The 24,464-nt window shown below is 60.3% G+C and carries 20 protein-coding genes; 6 read left to right on the forward strand and 14 right to left on the reverse strand.

The window, feature by feature from the left end:
- Nucleotides 1-7: 7 nt before the first annotated feature.
- Both VFW72_RS08215 and VFW72_RS08220 read left to right on the forward strand, forming a co-directional pair.
- Nucleotides 8-907, forward strand: coding sequence for a biotin--[acetyl-CoA-carboxylase] ligase (locus tag VFW72_RS08215; protein WP_329673803.1), 900 nt, complete (start codon nt 8-10; stop codon nt 905-907).
- A gap of 15 nt (nt 908-922) precedes the next feature.
- Nucleotides 923-1,600 (forward strand): SPOR domain-containing protein, encoded by a 678-nt coding sequence (locus VFW72_RS08220; protein ID WP_329673804.1) that lies wholly within the window; start codon nt 923-925, stop codon nt 1,598-1,600.
- On the opposite strand, the gene VFW72_RS08225 is transcribed toward VFW72_RS08220, so the two are convergent.
- From VFW72_RS08225 to recA, 14 genes are all read right to left on the reverse strand, one after another.
- Nucleotides 1,575-3,284: a S8 family serine peptidase gene (locus VFW72_RS08225; protein WP_329673805.1), complete on the reverse strand. Its 1,710-nt coding sequence runs from the start codon at nt 3,282-3,284 to the stop codon at nt 1,575-1,577. The genes VFW72_RS08220 and VFW72_RS08225 overlap by 26 nt on opposite strands.
- A gap of 344 nt (nt 3,285-3,628) precedes the next feature.
- Nucleotides 3,629-4,630, reverse strand: coding sequence for a type I glyceraldehyde-3-phosphate dehydrogenase (gene gap, locus VFW72_RS08230; RefSeq protein ID WP_329673806.1), 1,002 nt, complete (start codon nt 4,628-4,630; stop codon nt 3,629-3,631).
- Nucleotides 4,631-4,695: 65 nt separating this feature from the next.
- Entirely contained in the window at nt 4,696-6,747 is a 2,052-nt protein-coding gene (gene tkt / locus VFW72_RS08235) for a transketolase (RefSeq protein ID WP_329673807.1), read from the reverse strand.
- Nucleotides 6,748-6,853: 106 nt separating this feature from the next.
- Nucleotides 6,854-8,260 carry an O-antigen ligase family protein gene (locus tag VFW72_RS08240; RefSeq protein ID WP_329673808.1) on the reverse strand — a complete coding sequence of 469 codons (1,407 nt, stop codon included), beginning with the start codon at nt 8,258-8,260 and terminating at the stop codon, nt 6,854-6,856.
- A gap of 97 nt (nt 8,261-8,357) precedes the next feature.
- Nucleotides 8,358-8,813 carry a pilin gene (locus tag VFW72_RS08245; RefSeq protein WP_329673809.1) on the reverse strand — a complete coding sequence of 152 codons (456 nt, stop codon included), beginning with the start codon at nt 8,811-8,813 and terminating at the stop codon, nt 8,358-8,360.
- A 253-nt stretch (nt 8,814-9,066) separates the two neighbouring features.
- Nucleotides 9,067-9,879, reverse strand: a complete 813-nt coding sequence (locus VFW72_RS08250) for a 3',5'-cyclic-nucleotide phosphodiesterase (protein ID WP_329673810.1) — start codon at nt 9,877-9,879, stop codon at nt 9,067-9,069.
- Nucleotides 9,880-9,904: 25 nt separating this feature from the next.
- The gene (locus VFW72_RS08255) at nt 9,905-10,645 is read right to left on the reverse strand and encodes an FHA domain-containing protein (protein WP_329673811.1); all 741 of its coding nucleotides are present in this window, start codon (nt 10,643-10,645) and stop codon (nt 9,905-9,907) included.
- Between the two features lie 23 nt (nt 10,646-10,668).
- Nucleotides 10,669-11,454 carry a Stp1/IreP family PP2C-type Ser/Thr phosphatase gene (locus VFW72_RS08260; RefSeq protein ID WP_329673812.1) on the reverse strand — a complete coding sequence of 262 codons (786 nt, stop codon included), beginning with the start codon at nt 11,452-11,454 and terminating at the stop codon, nt 10,669-10,671.
- Nucleotides 11,455-11,552: 98 nt separating this feature from the next.
- Entirely contained in the window at nt 11,553-12,998 is a 1,446-nt protein-coding gene (locus VFW72_RS08265; RefSeq protein WP_329673813.1) for a serine/threonine-protein kinase, read from the reverse strand.
- A gap of 3 nt (nt 12,999-13,001) precedes the next feature.
- Nucleotides 13,002-13,703, reverse strand: coding sequence for a TerC family protein (locus VFW72_RS08270; RefSeq protein WP_329673814.1), 702 nt, complete (start codon nt 13,701-13,703; stop codon nt 13,002-13,004).
- Nucleotides 13,704-13,764: 61 nt separating this feature from the next.
- Entirely contained in the window at nt 13,765-14,658 is an 894-nt protein-coding gene (gene sucD, locus VFW72_RS08275; protein ID WP_329673815.1) for a succinate--CoA ligase subunit alpha, read from the reverse strand.
- Between the two features lie 23 nt (nt 14,659-14,681).
- Nucleotides 14,682-15,842, reverse strand: coding sequence for an ADP-forming succinate--CoA ligase subunit beta (gene sucC, locus VFW72_RS08280; protein ID WP_329673816.1), 1,161 nt, complete (start codon nt 15,840-15,842; stop codon nt 14,682-14,684).
- A 221-nt stretch (nt 15,843-16,063) separates the two neighbouring features.
- Complete coding sequence (recX, locus tag VFW72_RS08285) at nt 16,064-16,516, reverse strand: recombination regulator RecX (protein ID WP_329673817.1); 453 nt, start codon at nt 16,514-16,516, stop codon at nt 16,064-16,066.
- A gap of 23 nt (nt 16,517-16,539) precedes the next feature.
- Entirely contained in the window at nt 16,540-17,592 is a 1,053-nt protein-coding gene (gene recA, locus VFW72_RS08290) for a recombinase RecA (protein WP_329673818.1), read from the reverse strand.
- Between the two features lie 196 nt (nt 17,593-17,788).
- Between recA and VFW72_RS08295 the strand changes: the two genes are divergently transcribed.
- From VFW72_RS08295 to VFW72_RS08310, 4 genes are all read left to right on the forward strand, one after another.
- On the forward strand, nt 17,789-18,025 hold the full coding sequence (locus VFW72_RS08295) for a YdcH family protein (protein ID WP_329673819.1): 237 nt from the start codon (nt 17,789-17,791) through the stop codon (nt 18,023-18,025).
- A gap of 142 nt (nt 18,026-18,167) precedes the next feature.
- On the forward strand, nt 18,168-20,987 hold the full coding sequence (metH, locus tag VFW72_RS08300) for a methionine synthase (protein ID WP_329673820.1): 2,820 nt from the start codon (nt 18,168-18,170) through the stop codon (nt 20,985-20,987).
- A 127-nt stretch (nt 20,988-21,114) separates the two neighbouring features.
- Nucleotides 21,115-22,851 (forward strand): DUF1800 domain-containing protein, encoded by a 1,737-nt coding sequence (locus VFW72_RS08305; RefSeq protein ID WP_329673821.1) that lies wholly within the window; start codon nt 21,115-21,117, stop codon nt 22,849-22,851.
- A gap of 7 nt (nt 22,852-22,858) precedes the next feature.
- On the forward strand, nt 22,859-24,448 hold the full coding sequence (locus tag VFW72_RS08310; RefSeq protein ID WP_329673822.1) for a DUF1501 domain-containing protein: 1,590 nt from the start codon (nt 22,859-22,861) through the stop codon (nt 24,446-24,448).
- Nucleotides 24,449-24,464 lie beyond the last annotated feature (16 nt).

Below are 24,464 nucleotides of genomic sequence, written 5' to 3' on the forward strand. Positions count from 1 at the left end.
CACGACCATGTCGAAGCCTGCCACCGAAGCCGGATTCAGCGCCTCCCTGGAAGAGTCCTTGGCCGACTTGCATGCCGCAGCCGAAGCCATCTGGGTCGACACCCAGGCAGACTGCCCCGGCCTGAGCATTGACGTGGTTCCCGAACTGGCCTCGACCAACGCCACGCTGATGCAGCAGGCGCGCCAGGGCCTGTGCACGCCCACGCTGCTCACCACCGCCCATCAAACCGCCGGTCGCGGGCGTCTGGGCCGGCAATGGGTGGCGCAACCGGGCGACTGCCTCACGTTTTCTCTGGGCATGCCCTTGCGGCTGGACCAGATTCCGGGCGGCGGCAGCGCCCTGGCACTGGCGGTGGGCCTGTCTTTGGCGCAATCGATTGACGCTGCCTTCACACGGCAGGGTCTGGCCAGCCCAGGCACCCGATTGAAGTGGCCCAACGACCTCTGGTGGCACGAACGCAAACTGGGCGGCATCCTGATCGAGGCCACCCAAGCGGTCGGCCAGCCCGTCGACCAACGCTGGGTGGTCATTGGCGTGGGGCTGAACCTGCGCCCCGCGCCTGGACAAATCCAAGCTGCCTGCCTTCAGGAACACTGGCCGGACACGGCCCCTCGCTTGCTACCGGGCCAGGTATGGCGCTGGGTGGCCCCGGAGCTGATTCGCGCAGTCCAGCGATTCGAACAGACCGGCTTTGCCCCACTGGCCGACGCCTTTCGGCAACGCGATGCCCTTCTGGGACGCGAAGTCCTGCTTTGGCAACGCGCCAGCATGCCGGGCGATCAAGCCCCCAGTGGCCGCGGCATGGCACAGGGCGTGAACGAACAAGGCGGGCTGCTCGTGCATACTGACGGGCAAGTCCAGACTTGGACATCCGGCGACGTCACCGTTCGCCTGCAAACCCCTTAACCGATCGAGTCTTTCATGCTGCGTTCCCTGGTGCTTGTTCTGCTACTGGTCAATGCGGGCTTTTATGCCTGGACCCATGGCTGGCTCAACAGTGTCGTCGGCGTACAGGCTGATGCTCAGCATGAGCCTCAAAGGCTGAACCAGCAGGTCCACCCCGAGCGGCTCATCGTGTTGCCGCAGGGGGCCGCCTCCCGGGCCGAAGCGGCCAGCGCGGTCGCGGCTGCCAATGCCCCGATCTGCCTCGAAGCCGGTCCCTTCGATTCAGCCGAAACCGCGCAAGCCACTGGCTCACTGGCCAGCGTCTTGCCCGCCGGGAGCTGGACCAACAACACCGTCTCGTTGCCGGGCGAATACCTGGTCTACATGGGCCCATACCCTGACCCAGAAATGTACGCGCGCAAGATCATGGAAATCAAACGCATGCGCAATGTCACCCTGGAAGAGGTTCAGAGCCCTCCCGCTTTGGCGCGGGGCCTGTCCTTGGGGCGTTTCAATCGACAGGACGAAGCCGTGGCTGCGCTTGAGGCCTGGAAGGCCCGCGGCATCCGCACGGCACGTGTTGTGACCGCCCGCCCCCCAATGGAACTGCAGATGGTACGTGTGCCTCAGGCCGATGCACGCACCCAAACCGCATTGGGCTCGGTCAAACTGCCGGCAGGCAAGTCGTTCAGCGTCTGCCAGTCGTCGCCATGAGTGTCAGGGCCATCAGCAAGCCCAACACAGCCAGGCTGACCGAATCGGTTGCCCCACCACCGCCAGAGTTCGAGCTGGAGTCCGGTGACGGCGCGGCGACCTGTGCTCTTGATGGCGAAAAATAGTCCACTCGGCTGGGACCAGCCAGACCACCGGTCCCGGCGGGGTGAAGAAGCAACTCATTGAGCGCGTACTGAATGGCCCCCTCGGCATCCAGTCGCCCCGCCCCACAGGTAGACGCCGTGCAGTAGCAGCGGCCCATGTTGCGCCCAGCTTCACAGGTCGGCAGATCAGGCATCCCCAGGCTCGCCGCCTCTTGCGCGGTGATGTGCGGCAGGGCCGTTCGGGTCAGGCCGGCCACCACTTCGTCCACACTCAGGTTGGGATCCACCGCCCACATCAGGGCCGCGACACCAGCCGCTGCAGGCGCCGCGAAGCTGGTCCCCACCATCGACTGAATGACGTAGCCCTGTGGATCGGGTGAACGTTGCCCCGTATTGGACACCGTCACGATGCCGGCTGGCTCTTCCATGGGGTCGAGCGGCACATCCCCCCCATGAGTGGCCAGGCTCGGATAGGCCGCTGCGTCAACCAGATTCGCGTAACTGGACTTGAACCCCTGCGGGTGCAAGGCCGTCACAGCCAACACCCCTGGGCAGTTTGCCGGCCGAGAAGGCTGCGCCTGAGGACCGAGGTCATTGCCATTGCCAGCTGACGCCACCACCAGGGTGCCTTTGGCTTTCAAGGCCGCAACGGTCTGCCGATACAGCCAGGCCGCATCTTGCTGCCCTGTGACCGCACAAGACCCATCGCCACCAAAACTGAGGTTGATCACGCGAGCGGGATGAGGATTCAAGGCCGGCGAACCTTGGTAGGCAATACCGGCCGCCCAGAGCATGCCCTCGACGATGTCGCTCACTTCGGCACCACATGCCCCCGCCACCCGCACCGGCAACAGCACAGGGCCAGCCAGCGGTGCCAGGATGCCGCCGCCATCCAGACCGTTATAGGTTTGTGCCGCCAGCATGCTGGCAATCGAGAGACCATGCCAGGAACTGTCATGGTCTGGGCAGACCCCATACAAAGCGGGGTTGGCTGCCCGCTCGCTTGCCGTCAGCCAGTTGCCCGGATCGCTCGGGTCTGGGTCGACGCCATTGCCATCGCGGGCAAACTCAACTTCAGACACAAAGTCATAGCCAGGCCAGGTGCGGCCCGCCAGATCCGCATAAGGCAGGATCCCCGAATCGAGTACCGCGATCACCACCGGACTCAAGGAACGCGAGGCCATGGCCTGCCAGGCTTTGGGCACATTCGCGACCCCACGCAAGCCTGTATCGCGCGCGCGCAACCAGGTCTGCCAATAGAGCCACGGGTCGTTTGCCACCATGGCGGTGGCTGGCCGCTCGATGACGTTGGGAATAGCCCAGGCCACATTCGGATCCAGCATCAAGCGGGCCGCCTGCGCTTGCGCTTGCGCCAAGGGCACCGGTCGCGCAGCCCGCAGTACGTGGGCTGCAAACGCGGTCTGCTTGTGGGCCACAAAGGGCACTTGGTACCGCCACGACAGGCTGGTCAACCGCTCTTGCACACGTGTGGTCGACTCGAAGGCCAGCGCGGAAGGGCGCACCGCCCCGTTACCCCCACTGCCCGGCTGCTTGAGTTTGACGATGATGCCACTGGCCATGGGCTGCCCTTGGGCCCAGGCACACGGTGCCAGGCAGATTGCCAGGCACACACCCCATAGCCAATTCGCCCCCAACAGGCATGAAATCACGCGCGCCAACTCAACCCTCTTGCTCGCACTTTGAACCCGGCGCGACCGTGAACTTCTCGCACCATGTGAAACCCGCGATTATCGAGGTAAGGCCACACCTCTCAACCGAGGCCGCGGCGCCAAAAGCCACCCTAGATGAGGGACAGAGTTCCCTGAACACTCGCACCACACGGCACATGAAAAAAGCCCTCAGGACACTCGTCCCGAGGGCTTTCATTTCGAACCCGGCACCCAGAAGGGTGCGCTCGGTCAGATTACTTGGCGATGACGCGAGCCATTTCCAGGCACTTGTTGGAATAGCCCCACTCGTTGTCGTACCAGGCCACAACCTTCACGAAGGTCTTGTCCAGAGCGATACCGGCTTCGGCGTCGAACACGGAAGTGCATGGCTCACCACGGAAGTCGGTAGCCACAACCTTGTCTTCGGTGTAACCCAGCACGCCCTTCATGGCGCCTTGCGAGGCGGCCTTCATGGCATTGCAGATGTCTTCGTAAGAAGCTTCCTTGTTCAGCTCCACGGTCAGGTCCACCACCGACACGTCAGAGGTGGGCACGCGGAACGACATGCCGGTCAGCTTCTTGTTCAGCTCAGGAATCACCACGCCCACGGCCTTGGCAGCGCCGGTGCTGGAAGGAATGATGTTTTCCAGAATGCCACGGCCGCCGCGCCAGTCTTTGTTCGAAGGACCGTCCACGGTCTTCTGTGTGGCGGTGGCAGCGTGCACGGTGGTCATCAGGCCACGCTTGATGCCAAAGGTGTCGTTCAGCACCTTGGCCACAGGGGCCAAGCAGTTGGTGGTGCACGAAGCGTTGGAAATGATGGCTTGACCTGCGTAGGTGGTGTGGTTCACGCCATAGACGAACATGGGGGTGTCGTCCTTGGAGGGAGCCGACATGATCACCTTCTTGGCGCCAGCCTTGATGTGAGCTTCAGCGGTTTCCTTGGTCAGGAACAGGCCGGTCGACTCGATCACGACGTCAGCACCGACTTCATCCCACTTCAGTTCAGCGGGGTTCTTCACGGCGGTCAGGCGGATCTTCTTGCCGTTGACAACCAAGGTGTTGCCGTCGACAGCCACGTCGCCCTTGAAGCGGCCGTGCACGCTGTCGTACTTCAGCATGTAAGCCAGGTAGTCAGGCTCCAGCAGATCGTTGATGCCGACGATTTCGATGTCGTTGGCGAAGTTTTGCACAGCAGCGCGGAACACCATGCGACCGATGCGGCCAAAGCCGTTGATACCAACCTTGATGGTCATGACGAGATCCTCAGTGAGACAAGAAACAACGTGAACACAAATTCAATGCTAGGCGTCAGCGGCGATCAACGACGCTTGGCCAGACCCAGAGCCACCTTCACGGTGTCGACCACGTTCTGCGTGGTGAAACCGAAGTGCTTGAACAGGTCGCCAGCCGGTGCCGATTCGCCGTAGGAGTCGATGCCCACCACGGCCGCAACGCCATACTTCCACCAGAAGTCTGTGACGCCGGCTTCCACCGCAATGCGGGGCACACCCACCGGCAACACACTCTTCTTGTAGTCCAGCGGCTGACGGTCGAACACGTTGGTCGATGGCATGGACACCACGCGCACCGGCACACCGGCCTTGGCCAGTTCAGCCTGGGCATGCAGCGCCAGCTGGACTTCGGAACCGGTCGCGATGATCACGGCAACGGCCTTTTTCTTCAACCCCACCTCTGAGGGTTCAGCCAAAACATAGCCACCTTGCGTGATGACATCCGCATCTTGCTTGGGGGCGTAAGGCAGGTTCTGACGCGACAACAGCAGCGCCGAGGGGCGATTCTTGTTGGCCAGCGCCATGGACCAGGCCACTGCGGTTTCGGTGGTGTCAGCAGGACGCCAGACATCCAGGCCAGGGATCAAGCGCAGGCTGGCTGCATGCTCGATGGACTGGTGAGTCGGGCCGTCTTCGCCCAGACCGATGGAGTCGTGGGTGAACACATGGATCACGCGCTGCTTCATCAGCGCTGCCATGCGAATGGCGTTGCGGCTGTAGTCCGAGAAGGTCAGGAAGGTGCCAGCGTAGGGGATGTAGCCACCGTGCAGGGCCACGCCGTTCATGATGGCGGCCATGCCGAACTCGCGCACACCGTAGTTGATGTGGCGGCCAGGCTTGCCTTCGGACAAGACCACTTGGCCTTCGTCATCGAAGCGCAGTGCAGGTGTGCTCTTGGTGTTGGTCAGGTTCGAGCCGGTCAAGTCAGCCGAACCACCCAGCATTTCAGGCAAGGCTGCGGTGAAGAACTCCAGCGCAATCTGGCTGGCCTTGCGGCTGGCCACGGTCTCGGCCTTGTCATGCGCAGCAGCCACGGCTTGCACGCACACTTCAGCGAAGTTGGCAGGCAAGTCGCCAGCCATGCGGCGCTTGAACTCGGCGGCCAGCTCGGGATAAGCCCTTTCATATGCAGCAAAGCGCTGGTTCCAATCGGCCACCAGTTGCTCGCCTTCGGCCTTCGCGTCCCAATCGGCATAGACCTCTTCAGGAATCACGAAGGGATCATGCGACCAGCCAATGGCTTCGCGCGTCAGCTTGATCTCGTCGCCACCCAGCGGCTCGCCGTGGGCCTTGGCGGTGTTGGCGCGGTTGGGCGAACCCTTGCCGATGCTGGTCTTACAGACGATCAGCGTGGGCTTATCGGTGCTCAACTTGGCCTTGGCAATGGCGCCGTCCACGTCGTCCACATCGTGGCCGTCGATCATGTCGATCACGTTCCAGCCGTAGGCCTCGAAGCGCTTGGGGGTGTCGTCAATGAACCAGGGCGCAACCTGACCATCGATGGAAATGCCGTTGTCATCGTAGAGGGCGATCAGCTTGTTCAGCTTCCAGGCGCCAGCCAGCGCGGCGGCTTCGTGGCTGATGCCTTCCATCAAACAACCATCGCCCAGGAAGGCATAGGTGTAATGATTCACGATGGTGTGGCCATCGCGGTTGAACTCAGCAGCCAACATCTTCTCGGCCAGCGCAAAGCCCACGGCATTGGTGATGCCCTGACCCAATGGGCCAGTGGTGGTTTCCACGCCTGGGGTGATGCCCACTTCGGGGTGACCTGGCGTCTTGCTGTGCAGCTTGCGGAAGTTCTTCAGATCGTCGATAGACAGGTCATAGCCCGACAGATGCAGCAAGGCATAGATCAGCATCGAGGCATGACCGTTGGACAACACGAAACGATCACGATCGGCCCACTGAGGCTGCGCAGGATGATGGCGCAGGTGGCGCCCCCACAGGGCCACAGCCATGTCCGCCATGCCCATCGGGGCACCGGGGTGACCGGAATTGGCTTGTTGGACGGCATCCATAGCCAGCGCGCGAATGGCGTTGGCCATGGCGGTGATGTTCTTGGTGGTGTCGGACATGGTGGGAGGGGCTGTTGCGGGGAAACGCTGATTTTAGCGCGCCACAGCAGGCTCCTCACGTGCTAAGTGTCACTTTGATCGCGGTTCATCGACATGAGTCAACCCGTCAAAACCACCCCTTGCGCCAGAACCTTGGGCGGTCGAGGGAACCAATGTTCGGCGGCGGCGTGACTCCCAACATGGTGGTTTGCGAGCCTTTGAACTCACCCCATGACTGTATAAAAAACCACCCCTGCACCACCACAATCGAAACCAGCACCACTCGCCATACCAGTTGAGGGGCGGCCATGCGCAAACCCATGGCGTATGGTTCTCGCGTGATGTTGAGAAGCAGTCCGAACGAGAGCGCAAGCCATAGCTGAGAGTTCGGCATGACGAAATTTCCAGAGAACAGGCCGTCAACAAGTGCTCCCGCACACGCGACGAATACGGCCATCGGGAAACACCCCTCGTCTCGCTTGTGTATCACCCTAGCAGCACGCCACATGACCGACAGCAAGAGCACAATCGCAACCAGACCACAAAATATGCCCCATTCGGCAATCATCTGGATGTAGATATTGTGCGGATGAGCTCCTGCCCGATTGGGAAAATGTGCAAGGTGCATCGGCCCGACACCCCAAAAAGGCGACTTCGAAAAATGAGCGAACGCCTCGCGCCACAAAAATATTCTCGAATGGTCCGAAAAAACCTCGACGGGTTCAGTTTGTCCACCTGCGGCGGCCCCAGCAACTCGAGGTCCGACACACATGAAGAGGACGTATAGCAGCGCACCTACCGCTACCCCCTTCAAAAGGCCGCGCAGGAACGAATCGACCTGTCGCCCAAACAATATCCTGGCAACAACCGCAGCGATCGCCAGTGCGACGCCTGCAGATCGACCAAAGGTGACCGCGACGATGCAGAACTGGCCGCCAATTGCAAACCACGACAGTAAAGACCAAAGCCGAGTCAAGGCGCCTAGCTCCTTGAGTCGCGCAATTGAGCCAACCAGGATCGGAATCAAGAGAACTTGAACGTGATTGAGTAGGCGTGGGTTATCAAACCCCATGACCAGATCCCAAGGGCGCAGTTCATCACCACGAAGCAACACCGAGAGCAACAGCACAAAGAAGCTGCATGCATGCAGAAAGCCACCCAATAGCAGCAATTTGATGAAGGCGAGCTGTTGCGAAGCATCGCGCCAGAAAGCGCATCTGGAAATCACCAAGACCAGAACACCGGAGCCCAAAATCAGCGCCCATTCCCGAAACGCAACGATCGGCACATCAGCGACACCGCAACTGATTGCTCCGCCCAAGATCAGCACAGCCACCGCGATCGAATGGAAATGCCAGCCTTCTGAAGGGCCAGACCAGGCAAGCCGCGCCCAAACCACACTGCCGCAACACAGCACGAACAACTGCAGCAGCCGGTTGAAATTGTGAGGACTTTCTGCATAGCCCCCGACAAAGGGCATGGCTGCCAACAGTATGCCTAGGGCGAACAGGGGGTTCGCCAAAATACGAAGCATTGGACAGATCCGATCCATAGCTGTTGAGTCCATTTCGATCTACCAAAAAAGAAAGGGGCCGAAGCCCCTCTCTTGGTTTGAACCGAACCCGGTTGTATTAGGTACCTGCCGAGCAACCCTTAGGCAGCAAGTCGGCCTTGGTCACCGCGGTCGTGCAGGTCCAAGCACCAGCGTTGTCACGCGTCCAGGTGATCAGCTTGCCATCCACGTCAGGGCCACCCTTCATCTTGCAGTTGATCGAGCCGGTGCCATCTGTGCCAACCGCAGAGTTGTACTCGGAGCAACGAGCCGAATCGATACCAGTAATACCTACCAGCTTCAAGGCAGCCGCAGTTTTACCCGTCATGGCGGTCGAGTCGGCCGCAGTCACGCCGGCGCCAATCTTCTCGTCAATGTTCACCTTCGCACCAGTGATTTCCGACAGAGCACCGGCAACCTGCGCCTTCTGGGTGTAGTTCTGATATGCGGGCAGCGCCACAGCAGCCAAAATACCAATGATCGCCACCACGATCATCAGTTCGATCAGGGTAAAACCTTTTTGAATCGCCTTCATGTTGAACTCCTTGGGGCTGTGCCCGCTGGTCAATGAACTTGTCTTGGGGAAGACCGGTTTTCGCCGGCCGCACGTTCTATTAGGCAGGTGGCGTGCCAGGTTTCAAGCCTTGAAAAAGCGTGATTTTCTGCCCGGTTTCTGAGGATGGGCTGCCGCGATTGGTCACATCGGTATCGGGTGTTGCATTTGCTGCTGACAATTTTTGTCAGCTCACCCGCATCTGACGCAAAGCGTCACCCCTGTTCAGACCCAATCAGACCTCGGAAGGGGCGTGGAAACGCTGCCCCTCGCGCAGGGGCTCAATGCGATGGCGACTGTCCAGCGCGCGAATCTGCGACAACACGGCAGGCACCTCACCCGGCTTCGGGTGGGTGATGTAGACGCTGACTTCACCATCCAACTGCGCCAACTCTTGCGCCAGGCTTTGCGGAGACAGGTGACCGCTGATGTTGGCAAGGTGCGCCTCGTCATTGCCAAAAGCGGTTTCAATGACCAGTTGTGCGATGCGCTGCCCTTGCAGAGCCTGCCACAACGCAGGGTTAGGGCCCGTGTCGCCTGTGAACACCCACCACCCCTGAAACGTTTCAACCGCATAACCCACGGCGGGCACGGTGTGCGCGGCCGGCAGCACGCGAATGAGGCGATCAGGCGCTCCCCCTCTGGCCTGGAAGCTGATCAACTGACCCACCTGAAGCTCGTGAAAGCGAATGATGGGATGTGCCGCACTGGGAAGACGAGTGAAGTCAGGCCAGATCACGCCATTGAAAATGTGCTGGCGCAAGGCCTCCAACGTTTCCGGCAAAGCATGAACGTGAATGGGCCGGAGATCCGAGAGCCCGCCGGGGCCCTGGCGCAGGCGAATGACACTGTCTGCCAGAAGCGGAATGCTCAGGACATGGTCCAGATGGCTGTGAGACAGCAAGATGTGGTCGATGCGAGCCAACTCGTCGAGCCGCAATTCGCCCACGCCACTGCCTGCGTCGATGAGGATGTCGTCGTCAAGCAGGAAGGACGTGGTGTGACACCGGGCGGCGATGGAGCCCGAACAGCCAAGGACTCGAATCATGTGGGGCCCGGTCTGAGGTAGAGCGTCAGCCCTGGACGAATTGCATCTGAGTGCCAGCCAGCTCGATCACGTCACCGGTCTTGAGGTGAATAGGCTCGTTGCCCACCTGCGCGCCGTTGACGGTGGGGCGCGCCGCGCCCTCAACGTGGGCAAACACGTAGCCACCGGGCCGCTTGGTGATGGAAGCCACCTGTACGCCAGGCTTGCCGACCGTGGTCACCACCTTGGTCAAGGCCACTTCGCGACCAGCCGCAGCGCCATTGAGCACCTTGATGGACGCCGGCTGTTGCGGTGCCAGGCCACCAAACCCGCTGGGCAGTCCGCCGGTGAGCGTGCTGCCAAAACTGGGGGCGGCGGGCGCACCCAGACCACCCGGCGACGTGCTAGGTCCGGTATGGGGTACAGAAGGGTTGTGCCCCACGATGGGCGAGACAACCATGCCTGGACGCATGATCATCGTCTTTTCGTAGTCGTGCCCCTCATCGGCCAGGAACTTGATCTTGTACTTGCCAATCTCGACCGTGTCGTTGTGATTGAGCAGCTGCTTCTTCACGGCCTTGCCGTTGATGTAGGTGCCGTTGGTGCTGTTGAGGTCTTCAATGAACACATCAGAGCCAACCAACTGCATCACGGCGTGCTCACCGCTAACCGCCAGGTTATCGATCACGATATCGTTATACGGGCGGCGTCCGAGCGTGGTCTTGTCCTTGGTAATCTGGACTTCTTTGATCACGACTCCGTCAAGTGAGACGACCAACTTTCCCATGAAAAAACCTCTCGGGTATTGTCTTAACGTTTAAACGGCCACCAGGAACGAGCAGGGGGCGGTGCCACACCCTGCGCCCGAACCAAAACCACGGCAATGTTATCCCGCCCACCTGCTTCACAAGCGGCAGCAATCAACGCGGCGCCCATTTCAGGGAGTGAAGAATGCTCGGACATGACAGCCGCAATTTGCGGATCTCGCAACATATCGGACAAACCGTCCGAGCACATGAGATAAATGTCGCCCGACTGGATGTCGTGAATATGGGTTTCCAGCAAGACCAGGTCTTCCACACCCAAGGCACGGGTGACCAGATTCTTGTTGGCGGAATAAGCCGCTTGCTCAGGCGTCAGAATGCCAGCGTCGATCTGCTCCTGCAGTAACGAATGGTCTTTGGTGATCTGCTGGAGCTGACCGCCGCGAAGCCGGTAGGCGCGCGAGTCTCCAATATGCCCCATTAACAGGCGCCCGGATCGAAACACCCCGAGAACGAGGGTCGTGCCCATGCCCGCAAATGTAGGGTTCGAGTTCGCTGCGTTAAATATGGCGCGGTTGGCGTTATCAACGCAGATGTCCATAGCACGCTTGACATCGTTGTCGCTGGCATTTTGTGCCGCTTCCAACAACCAACGGCCCAGCTCGGCCTTGATGAAATCACAAGCCATGCCGCTGGCCACTTCGCCGGCGTTGTACCCGCCCATGCCGTCGGCCAGCACGGCCACGCCGCAGGCCTCGTCCACGGCGATCGAATCTTCGTTGTTCGATCGCACACGGCCGGTGTCTGTCTGGCTGTAGTACTCAAATTCCATACCGAATTGTCGCTGTGTTTTTGGGTTGGAATGCTCGGGATTGTCAGCAGCATTTGTGCGCTGCAACAGGATATTTTGTCAAACAGAGACGAAATCCATCAAATTGACCGTAAATCTTCTGCCATTTGATGCCCATTCGAATACCGCGTGTTCGGGTGTTTCTGTAATGCGAGCGCCACAATATCGTCAAGCGTGACAGGCAACTCTGGCCGAATCGACGACACGGGGGGCGGAACCTCCTGGGCAATCGCCCGCATCAAGGTCGCCATCGAGGTGTGCTGGTAGGGTAGCTTGCCCGTCAACAGTTGGAAAAGCGAGACGCCTAGGGAATAGAGATCGCTGCGCCCATCAACGGGCTGCCCCGCCAACTGCTCCGGCGACATATAGGTTGGGGTTCCCAGAACCACACCGGTGCGAGTGCGCGCAGCATCGGCCACCCGTGCCACGCCGAAATCCATCACCTTCACCACCCCCTTATCCAGATCAACCATGATGTTGGCGGGCTTGACGTCGCGGTGCGTGACGCCCTGAGTGTGCGCATAAGCCAGCGCCTCGGCAACGCGTGCGATGATGGACAGCAGTTGCCTGACCGGCAGGAGATGCCCTGCGCGGGTGAAGAATCCCAAGTCGGTCCCATCAACAAACTCCATGGCGATATAGGCCAGGCCTTTGTCTTCCCCGGATTCGATGATGCGCACGATGTCAGGATGATTCAGCCGCCCTGCCATCTCGGCCTCACGCTGAAAGCGCGCCCGCGCGTCGGCCAGCCCATCGCCTTCGAATTCCTGGCTCAGGGCCATGGTCTTGAGTGCCACCTTGTCACCTGTGCTTGGGTCAGTGGCGAGGTAAACCGCCCCCATGGCACCGCGACCAATTTCGCCACGCACCAGAAACCGACCAATGGTGGTTTGCCCCGCAGGCGCCTCGGCTGAGGTCAACGGCACAGCAGACGTCCGCTCGCGGGCCAGGTCTAGGGCTTTTTCTCGGGCAAGCGTCAAACGCGGCTTGATGTCGGGCCAGTTGGGGTCCAGATCTGCCAGATGCTCGTAGACATCACGAGCCAGATCAAAGCGTTGCATGACTTCGAAATCAAGGCCCAGGCGATCCAGCGTCTGCAATACCATCAAGCGCTGCCCTGGCAAGGGTTGGAGTTGCTTGAGCGTGCCCCAGGTGCGCTCCAGTGCATCCAGGTCGCCACTGAGCGAGCGATGAAGTCGGGCCAAGCCATCCTGCGCACCAGCTTGCAGCGGCGTCGCTCCGACACCCGATTGCACCCCCAGCGGCACGGTCGAACCCAGTGCATCCAGAGCCACCATGCGGGATGCAACTGGCTGATTGCGCGGCGCGTCAATGTATGGCGCCTCGTCGTCAGGTTCTGACACAGGCACGGACTGCCCCGCTTTGCCGACGGGTACCCGTATAGGTGGCCGAGCAGACTCAGAATTCGCCGGCCCCCGTGAGCGGCGCCAGGCCCAAAGCCCACCAACCAGCACCAGGACCAGCGCCAAGGCTGACCACCAGAACAGGTTGGACGAACTCGTCATGACTCAATCTGCTTGCGAAGTTTGCCGCTTGGCCAGAAGGGTTCCCAGAGCCAAGACCAGAATCGCGCCCCCCACGGCCGCGGCGTAATGGTTGAAGCCCGTGTCGGCCACATAAGGTCGAATAGCGGGATCTCCCAGCGCCAGGGTACCGGCAATCCAGCCCAGCAACATGGCTCCCACCGTGATGATGATGGGGAATCGATCCATGAGCTTGAGCACGAAACCGCTGCCCCAAACGATGATCGGGATGCTGACGAGCAAACCAAAGATGACCAAAGGCATTTGATGCCCCTCATGACCGGCCCCTTGGGCTGCGCCGGCAATGCCGATCACGTTGTCGATGCTCATGACCAAATCGGCCACGATGATGGTCTTGATCGCACCCAGCAATTTGTCGCTGGCCTGGAGATCGCCGTGCCCTTCGTCGTCAGGTGCCAGCAACTTCACACCGATCCACAGCAGAAGCGCCGCCCCCACCAGCTTCAGATAGGGCAAGCCCAACAAGGACATGGCAAAGAAGATTAGCACCACACGCAAGGCAATCGCGCCCAGGGTGCCCCAGATGATGCCCTTCTTGCGTAAGTCAGGCGGCAGATTGCGGCAGGCCAGGGCAATCACCACGGCGTTGTCGCCACCCAGGAGGATGTCGATCATCACGATCTGGCCGACAGCGAGCCAGAATTCAGGGGTCAGTAGAGCTTCCATGTATCCAAAATGAAATCAGCCCCTGAGTGTAGGGGCTGATCGTGTCAGGTGCACAGGTGGTTTACAGCAGCGCCTTCAGCAGCTTACCCATCTCGGACGGGTTGCGCGTAACCTTGAAGCCACACTCTTCCATGATGGCGAGCTTGGCATCGGCCGTGTCAGCACCACCAGAGATCAAGGCGCCAGCATGCCCCATGCGCTTACCCGGAGGCGCGGTGACACCCGCGATGAAGCCCACGATGGGTTTCTTCATATTGGCCTTGCACCATTGAGCAGCTTCGGCCTCATCAGGGCCACCGATCTCGCCAATCATGATGACGGCATCGGTATCGGGGTCGTCGTTGAAAGCTTTCATCACGTCGATGTGCTTCAGGCCGTTGATGGGATCGCCCCCAATGCCAACAGCACTTGACTGACCCAGGCCCAATTCCGTGAGCTGAGCCACGGCTTCATAGGTCAGCGTGCCTGAGCGCGAGACCACGCCGATGCGGCCCTTGCGGTGAATGTGGCCGGGCATGATGCCGATCTTGATTTCTTCAGGCGTGATCAGGCCGGGGCAGTTCGGGCCCAGCAGCAAAGTCTTCTTGCCGCCAGCCGCTTCCTTGGCCTTCATCTTGTTGCGCACCATCAGCATGTCGCGCACAGGAATGCCTTCGGTGATGGCCACAACCAAGTCAAGGTCAGCCTCAACGGCTTCCCAGATGGCATCGGCAGCGCCGGCTGGCGGCACGTAGATGACCGACACGGTGGCGCCGGTTTCCTTGGCGGCTTCCTTGACGCTGGCGTAGATGGGAATGTCGGAAAACTTCTCGCCTGCCTTTTTGGGGTTCACGCCAGCCACAAAGGCATTCTTGCCGTTGGCGTAGGCCTGGCAGCCGAGGGTGTGGAATTGACCGGTCTTACCCGTGATGCCTTGGGTGATGACCTTGGTGTCCTTGTTGATCAGGATGCTCATGATGGTTCTCGATTCCTAGGCAATTACTTGACGGCAGCCACGATCTTGGTGGCCGCTTCGGCCATCGTGTCCACGCTGATGATGGGCAGACCGGAGTCGGCCAGCATCTTCTTACCCAGGTCTTCGTTGGTGCCCTTCATGCGCACCACCAACGGCACATTCAGATTCACGGCCTTGCAGGCGGTGATGACGCCATCGGCAATGGTGTCGCACTTCATGATGCCGCCGAAGATGTTGACCAGGATGCCCTTGACCTTGGGGCTCTTGAGCATGATCTTGAACGCTTCGGTGACCTTTTCTGCGGTGGCGCCGCCACCCACGTCGAGGAAGTTGGCGGGCTCGCCACCGAACAGCTTGATGGTGTCCATGGTGGCCATGGCCAGACCGGCGCCGTTGACCAGACAGCCGATGTTGCCATCGAGCTGGATATAGGCCAGATCGAACTTGGAAGCCTCGATCTCAGCAGGATCTTCTTCGTCCAGGTCTCGCAGCGCCACGATTTCAGGGTGGCGGAACAGTGCGTTGCTGTCGAAGTTGAACTTGGCGTCGAGCGCGATCAGGTTGCCCTTGGAGTCGCGATTGAGCGGATTGATTTCAACCAGACTCGCATCGGTTTCCATGTAGCACTGGTACAGCTTCTTGAACAGGTCGATGGCCTGCGCGGTGGAATCGGCCGGCAAGCCAATGCCATCCGCCAATTCCTTGGCTTGCGCGTCGGTCAGCCCGGCCAGCGGGTCAACAAAGATCTTTTTGATCTTGTCAGGCGTGCTGTGAGCGACCTCTTCGATGTCCATGCCGCCTTCGCTGGAAGCAATGAACGCCACTTTCTGGGTGCCACGGTCGGTGACGACCGAAACGTAGTATTCCTTTTGAATGTCTGCACCGTCTTCAATGTACAGACGCCGCACCTTCTGCCCCTCAGGGCCAGTTTGATGCGTTTTCAATTGCATGCCGAGAATTTCGCCTGCGAGACGCTTGACATCGTCCAGCGACTTGGCAACCTTCACGCCACCGCCCTTGCCTCGCCCCCCGGCATGAATCTGGGCCTTCACCACCCAGACCGGCCCACCCAGCTTCTGGGCAGCCGCCACGGCCTCATCGACAGAAAACGCCGGGATACCTCTTGGGACCGGCACGCCAAATCGGCTCAGGATCTCTTTGCCTTGGTACTCATGAATCTTCATCGCGCTCTCGCTTCAGATGTTGTGTTCTTGTCGAACATGACAGAGCCCACCAGGACCGATCAGGCCTTGGCGAGCGCACGCTTCCAGGGAGACACCGTGGTGTGCAGTGCAGCAATCAGCATAGCACCGCACCCTGAGCAAACAGTAAGTAATTCCCGCAAGCAACTGATGGTGATCAGGATTTCACGGCGAATTCGGAACTTTGGCGTTGGGATGACACATCAGTCGTGGTCAGCTGACCCTTTGACCACGCGGCGGATGACATCGCCAGAGAAACCGCGCCCCGCCAGAAACCGCATCTGGCGGGCCAGCTCCGCCGGGGTCTGAGCCACCTCGCCAAAACGCTTGGACCACAGCGCCTGGGCACGTTCCAGCTCGGTTTCTTTCAGCGACTGGGTGACAGCCCGAGTCACATCTTCAGGGAGTTTGTGCTGTGACAACTCCGCCTTGACCCGGGCAGCGCCGTAACGGGCGGCCTTGCGGTGCACAACCGACTCGGCAAACCGCTCGGCAGAGAGGAAGCCGCGAGACTCAAGTTCGTCGAGCACTTTCTCGACTTCTTCCTGAGACTCGGCATGCGGTGCCAGTTTACGCACTAGCTCCACACGCGAGTGCTCCCGCGCCGCCAGGTATTTCAGAGCTCGCCCTTTGAGGGACAGCGTGGCGGCGCGCATGGACTTCTACGAGCAGGTGATGCTCAGGCTGCCTCATCAGCCGCGGCAGCCGGAGGCATTTGTGCAATGCCCAGCGATTCGCGGATCTTGTTTTCGATTTCTCGGGCCAGATCGGGGTTCTCGCGCAGGAATTCGCGGGCGTTGTCCTTGCCTTGGCCAATTTTTTCGCCGTTGTAGGCATACCAAGCACCGGACTTGTCCACGATCTTGGCGTTGACGCCCATGTCGATGATTTCGCCTTCGCGCGAAATGCCTTCCCCGTACAGGATGTCGAACTCAGCCGTCTTGAAGGGAGGCGAGACCTTGTTCTTGACCACTTTGACCTTGGTCTCGTTGCCGATGATGTCGTCGCCCTTCTTGATGGAGCCGACCCGACGGATGTCCAGGCGCACCGAAGCGTAGAACTTCAGAGCATTACCACCGGTGGTGGTTTCGGGCGAACCGAACATCACACCGATCTTCATGCGGATCTGGTTGATGAAGATGACCATGCAATTGGTCTTCTTGATGGTGGCAGTGAGCTTGCGCAGGGCCTGGCTCATGAGACGGGCTTGCAAACCTGGCAGCGCATCGCCCATTTCGCCTTCGAGTTCGGCCTTCGGGGTCAACGCAGCCACCGAGTCCACGATGATCAGATCAACCGAGCCGGAACGCACCAGGGCATCAACGATTTCGAGGGCCTGTTCGCCGGTGTCAGGCTGCGAAATCAGCAGGTCTTGCAGGTTCACGCCCAGCTTTTGTGCGTACTGAATATCCAAGGCGTGCTCGGCATCAATGAAGGCAGCCACACCGCCTTGCTTTTGCATTTCAGCCACCACTTGCAGGGTCAGAGTGGTTTTACCGGACGACTCCGGGCCGTAGATTTCAACCACGCGACCACGAGGCAAACCGCCCACACCCAAGGCCACATCGAGACCGAGCGAACCGGTCGACACCACCTGAATGTCTTCAATGACTTCGCCCTCGCCCAGGCGCATGATGGAGCCCTTGCCGAATTGCTTTTCGATCTGGGCCAAGGCAGCCTGCAGGGCTTTGGCTTTTTCGGTGCTGAGGGTGGACTTGGCGGTGGCTTCCATGCGAGTGACTCCGATGCGACGGCTGATGAATTGGTCGCCATTATGTCAAAGACTGGATGCCTGTACAGTACTTTTGCAAAAAAACTCACATCACTCTGATTGGGGGCATGCTTGATGTGTCTCAAAGTCATTCGAGCGAATCAGTCGCAACATGAAGCCCTGAGATAGCTGACTTTCATAGAGAAAGAGGACACGAATGGTTCAAGATCATCACCCGCTGGCCAAAGACTTCCCTGAGTTGAAGGACAAGATCCACACACTGAAGACGACGAATGCGCACTTTGCCAAGCTGGAACGTGATTACGAAGAGCTCGACAAAGCCATCGTGCGGTTGGAGACCGGCATTGAACACGGCTCTTCCGCCGAACTGGAACAAAAGAAGTTGCAGCGCGTTTCGATGAAAGACGAGCTGTACTCCATGCTCAAAGCCTGAGCTGGCTGACAAGTTAAGGCAATCGCTGCACATCGGCTGACCGGCTGATGTCGACAGCGCCTCGGGGCTCGGCGCCACAAGCGTCGCGCCCTTTCCTTTTTTTGGATCAATATGCCTGCGGCGCCTCGTAAAATGCGGGGTTATGACCGAGTCTGCACGCCCCAACGCAGTCGCCAGCAGCGACACCCCCCGCCCCACCTTGGCTGAAGTCCCCCCCATGCGCCTGTCAGGCCTGGAGCCGGTGAACATTGGCGAGGGCTCGTTGTTCGTCAACGTGGGCGAGCGCACCAACGTGACGGGCTCGAAAGCCTTTGCCCGCATGATCCTGGAAGGCCGCTTCGAAGATGCGCTGTCGGTTGCACGCCAGCAGGTCGAAAACGGCGCCCAGGTCATCGACATCAACATGGACGAAGCCATGCTCGACAGCAAGGCCGCCATGGTGCGTTTCCTGAACCTGATCGCCGGCGAGCCTGAAATCGCGCGTGTGCCGATCATGATCGACTCGTCCAAGTGGGACGTGATCGAAGCAGGCCTGAAGTGCATTCAGGGCAAGGGCATCGTCAACTCCATCTCCTTGAAGGAAGGCGTTGAGAACTTCGTTCACCAGGCCAAGCTGATCAAGCGCTATGGCGCGGCCGCCGTGGTCATGGCGTTTGACGAAGTCGGTCAAGCAGACACCTATCAGCGCAAGATCGAGATCTGCGAGCGCGCCTACCGCATCCTGGTCGACGATGTGGGCTTCGCGCCCGAAGACATCATCTTCGACCCCAATATCTTCGCCATTGCCACCGGCATTGAAGAACACGACAACTACGCGGTCGACTTCATTGAGGCCACCCGCTGGATCAAGCAGAACCTGCCTGGCGCCAAGGTGTCGGGTGGTGTGTCGAACGTGTCGTTCAGCTTCCGCGGCAACGAGCCCATGCGCGAAGCCATCCACACCGTGTTCCTGTACCACGCCATTCAGGCGGGCATGGACATGGGCATTGTCAACGCCGGCATGATCGGTGTGTACGACCAGTTGGAAGCCCATCTGCGCGAACTGGTCGAAGACGTGGTGCTGAACCGCAAGTCGGTGTTCAAGGATGGCGAAGACACCAGCCTGACCCCGACCGAGCGCTTGCTGGCCGTGGCCGAGCAGGTCAAGGGTGCGGCCAAGGATGACAGCGCCAAACTGGCCTGGCGTGGCACCCCTGAGAACCCCGTCTCCGTTGAGCAGCGTTTGAGCCACGCCCTGGTTCAAGGCATCACTGAATTCATCACGGCCGACACGGAAGAGTGCTACCAAGCCATCAAGGCCAAGGGCGGCCGCCCGCTGCACGTGATCGAAGGCCCGCTGATGGCCGGCATGAACACCGTGGGCGACCTGTTTGGCGCTGGCAAGATGTTCCTGCCGCAAGTGGTGAAATCCGCCCGCGTGATGAAGCAGGCTGTGGCCCATCTGGTGCCCTACATCGAAGAAGAAAAGCGTCAGCTGGAAGCGTCGGGCGCCGATGTGCGCAGCAAAGGCAAGATCGTGATCGCCACCGTGAAGGGCGACGTGCATGACATCGGCAAGAACATCGTGACCGTGGTCTTGCAGTGCAACAACTTCGAAGTTGTGAACATGGGCGTGATGGTGCCGTGCAAGGACATCCTCGACAAAGCCAAGGAAGTTGGCGCCGACATCATTGGCTTGTCTGGCCTGATCACCCCCTCGCTGGAGGAAATGCAATACGTGGCCGCCGAGATGGAGCGCGACGAATACTTCCGCTCGCGCCAGATTCCCTTGCTGATCGGCGGGGCCACTTGCTCGCGCGTTCACACGGCCGTCAAGATCGCGCCCAACTACAGCGGCCCCGTGGTCTATGTGCCCGACGCTTCGCGTGCCGTGGGCGTGTGCTCCGAGTTGCTGAGCCCCGAGCGCCAGGATGCCTACATTGCCGAACTGAACGCCGATTACGAGCGCGTACGCCAGCAACATGCCAACAAGAAGGCCACGCCCATGGTGTCTTTGGCCGAAGCCCGCGCCAACAAGCACCAGGCCGACTTTGCCACCTACACCCCCGAGAAGCCCAAGTTCATTGGCCGCCGCGTATTCCAGAACTACGACTTGGGTGAGTTGGCTGCCTACATTGACTGGGGTCCCTTCTTCCAGACCTGGGACTTGGCTGGACCCTTCCCCGCCATCCTCGACGACGAGATCGTGGGCGTGGAAGCGCGCAAGGTGTACGCCGATGCGCAAGCCATGCTCAAGAAGATCGTGGAAGGCCGCTGGCTGACCGCCAACGGCGTGATCGGGCTGTACCCAGCCAACACGGTGCAAGACGACACCATTGAGATCTACAAGGACGAGTCACGTACAGACGTGCTGATGAGTTGGGACCCGCTGCGCATGCAGACCGAGCGCCCTGTGGTAGACGGAGTGAAGCGCCCGAACCGCTCACTGGCTGACTTCATTGCGCCCCGCGAAGCCAAGGCTGACTACATCGGCATGTTCGCGGTCACGGCCGGCTTGAACATTGAAAAGAAAGAGGCCGAGTTCCTGGCGCAGCACGACGACTACTCGGCCATCATGCTCAAGGCGCTGGCAGACCGCCTGGCCGAAGCCTTTGCCGAGCGGATGCATGAGCGTGTGCGCAAGGAGTTCTGGGGCTACGGCGCCGAGGAAAAGCTGGACAACGCCGAACTGATCAAGGAACAGTACCGCGGCATTCGCCCCGCTCCGGGCTACCCCGCCTGCCCGGATCACACTGTCAAGCGCGAGATGTTCCGGGTGCTGGATGCCCACGAAATTCACATGCACCTGACAGAAAGCCTGGCGATGATGCCTGCGGCCAGCGTCAGTGGTTTTTACATGGCCCACCCCGAATCGACGTATTTCAACGTCGGCAAGATCGGGCGTGATCAGATGGAAGATTGGGCGCTACGCACAGGGCATTCCCTGAGTGACGCCGAGCGCGCATTGGCACCCAACTTGTGATCAAAGCACGCTAACTGCTGGCATCTCGCAACACGCTTGCGACTGCTTACAACTGAGGCAGGCTTGCTGCACAGCCGTGCAACATGACATGGCATTCTTCGGCCACATTTTCTGGCCGAGGCCCGCCATGTCCATCCAGCTGTCCCGCCCCTCCTCCCCGTCTCAGCGCCGCCTTTGGCCAGCGCTGGCGCTGATCGCGCTGGGTTCACTCAGCGCATGCGGCAGTGACGAGGAAGCGCGCCCCGAGCCCATCACCGAAGCACAAGCTGTACGGTTCCTGGAACAAGCCAGCTTCGGCCCGACACCGGAAGACGTGGCTCGCCTGCAATCGCTCGGCTACGGGAAGTGGATCGACGAACAGTTCGCACAAGCCAGCACATTGCCCACCCATCTGCAAATGGCCGAGGCCACGGCTCAGGCCCGCAGTGTCAGCAAGCCCGATGGCAACGACGTTACCTACAGCTGGTGGACCCACGCGATCAAGGACAACGCCCAGTTACGCCAGCGCGTTGCCTTCGCCTTGTCTGAAATTTTCGTCATCTCAACCGCCAGCGACAACCTCGCCATGCAGGGACGCATGGTGGCCAGCTTCATGGACATGCTGGCCCGCAACAGCAGCACAACATACCGGCAGTTGCTGGAGGAGGTCGCGCTCCATCCGGCCATGGGCGCCTATCTGTCCCACCGCGGCAACCGCAAAGAAGACGCCAGCAGTGGCCGCGTCCCCGACGAGAACTTTGCACGCGAGGTGATGCAGCTGTTTTCGATCGGCCTGTATGAACTGAACCCCGATGGCAGCCTGCGTCTGAATAACGGTCAGCCCATCGAAACCTATACGGCCAACGACGTCAAAGGTCTGGCCAAGGTATTCACAGGATTCAGCTGGAACTGGCCCTCGACCAAATCGGCGCTGGTGTGGTGGAAGTGCTTCTGGCGCACGGCAGAGTGCACCGAGACACTGCAGGAAACCACCAGCATGTCGGGGTATGCACAGGAACACTCCACCAGCGTCAAACAGTTCCTGGGAACCACGATCGACGCCCAGACAACCGCCAACCCTCAGCAAAGCTTGCAGACCGCGCTGGACCGCCTGGCGAATCACCCCAATACCGCGCCGTTCATCAGCCGACAGCTGATTCAGCGGCTGGTCACCAGCAACCCTAGCCCTTCCTATGTGCAAGACGTGGCCAGCACCTTCCGCAGCTCGCGAGGCAACCTCAAAGAGGTAGTCCGCGCCATCTTGCTTCACGCCGAAGCGCGCAAGCCCTCTGATCCGGAGACAAGCGGCAAGTTGCGCGAACCTGTGCTTCGGCTCGCCCACCTGATGCGCTCGCTGCCCCACACCTCTGACACCTACAGCGCACAAGCGGCCGCCGGTGGTGTGGCCTACTACCCTTTGGGTGAAACCGACAACCCAGGCACGTCGCTGAGCCAGACGCCCATGCGCGCCCCCTCTGTGTTCAACTTCTTCCGCCCTGGCTACATTCCGCCGCAGACTGAATTAGGGGCCCGCGGCATGATGGCCCCCGAAATGCAGCTGACCACCGAAACCACCGTGGTTGGCTACGCGAACTTCATCGCTTCGATCCTCAATGACGGGTTGGGCAAATGGGACAGCAACAAACGTCTCAATGACATCCGGTTTGACCTCACGTCCTTTGAAGCCCTGGCAGATCAACCGGCCCAGATGGTGTCAGCGGTACATCGGCGCCTGCTTGGCACCGAGCCCCCGGCAGAGCTGATGTCGGAAGCCGTCGCAGCCATCGAGAGCATGCCCAACCGAAACGTCGGGGAACGTCGCAAGCGCGCCCAGGCCGCCGTGTTGCTGGTTGCGGTGTCGCCTTCTTTCCTCGTTCAGCAGTGAGGCTTTCATGAGTCAAGCCAGCCGTCGCGCATTCCTCCAACAAGCCGCCACCCTGTCCAGTTTGGGCGCAGCGGGCCCCTTGGGGCTGAGTCTGTTGTCCATGAACGAGGCCGCCGCCCAGTCCAGCCCCAATGACTACAAGGCACTGGTGTGCATCTTCCTGTACGGAGGCAACGATGCCTACAACACCGTACTGGCAACAGACACCGATTCGTGGACACACTATGTGAACCACCGCAACCCGGCATCGCGCAACGCTGCCGACACCAGCACATCGATCGCCCTGATGCCTGCAGGAACCACGCCGGTCTCTGGCGCAGCAGGAGGGAGCCCAGCCCGCTTTGGCGGCGTTCTGCCGATCAACCATGCGGGGCGCGCGGTTCACAGTGGCCGCCAGTTCGCGCTGCACCCGGCCTTGCCTCAGATTCAGCAACTGCATCAGAGCGGTCGTGTGGCGGTGCTGGCCAACGTGGGCCCGCTGACCCGCCCTTTGACCAAGGCCGATTACAGCGACGTCCGCATTCGCAAGCCGGCCAAACTGTTCTCGCACAACGACCAGCAATCGACCTGGCAGTCTTTCCAACCCGAGGGGGCAGGAAACGGCTGGGGCGGACGCATGGGCGATCTGCTGATGGGCCTCAACAGCAGCAATTCGGCAAGCAATGTCGACATCATTCGTCGCTCCTTCACCTGCATGACGCCGAGCTCGACGTCGGTGTGGCTGTCTGGCCAATCGGTCATGCAGTACCAAACGGGCACGAGCTCAATTGCCGGCCTCGGCAGCGGCGGCAAGGTCTACGGCAACGCACGGCTGTTCACGGCCATGGGCAATGTCATGGCCAACCACAGTGCAGACAATCTGTACGCGCGCGATCACCAGCGTTTTGTACGCCGAGCAATGGACGCCAGCAGCCTGTTGATTGAAAAGATCCCGGTCATCGGCGCGCCGCCTTGGGGCAACCCCGGCGTGACCAATGTCTACAACGAGCCACTGCTGCAGATGACGGTGCCGTCAACCGGCACCACCAGCACCAACCCGCTGGCCATTCAGCTGCAGATGGTGGCGCGCCTGATCGAAACCAATCGCCTGGGTGGCTTTGGCATTCGACGTCAATTGTTCATGGTCAGCCTGGGAGGCTTTGACACGCATGACAACCAGAACCAGGTGCACGGCGACCGGCTGGCTCAACTGAACCATGCCATGGCCTATTTCGACATGGTGCTGGGCAATATGCCAGGAGGCGACATGCGCTCGCAGGTCACCACCTTCACCGCATCCGACTTTGGCCGCACCTTCACCAACAACGGCGATGGCACCGATCACGGCTGGGGGGCACACCACTTCATCATGGGTGGAGCAGTGCGAGGCACCGAGGTCTACGGCACCTTCCCTCAATACAGCACAGCCAATGCCCAGGGCGTATTCGGCAGTCCAGACCAGTTGCAAAACGGGGTGATGTTGCCCACCACGTCGGTGGACCAATACGCCTACACCCTGGGTCGCTGGATGGGGGTGCCGCAATCAGATCTGCTGACCATCCTGCCCAACCTGAACCAATTCAACGAATCGGCCTACGACCTGGGCTTCATGAGCTGAAGCGGCGGGCGATGCC

The organism is Aquabacterium sp., from assembly GCF_036273115.1.
Taxonomy (GTDB): domain Bacteria; phylum Pseudomonadota; class Gammaproteobacteria; order Burkholderiales; family Burkholderiaceae_C; genus Aquabacterium.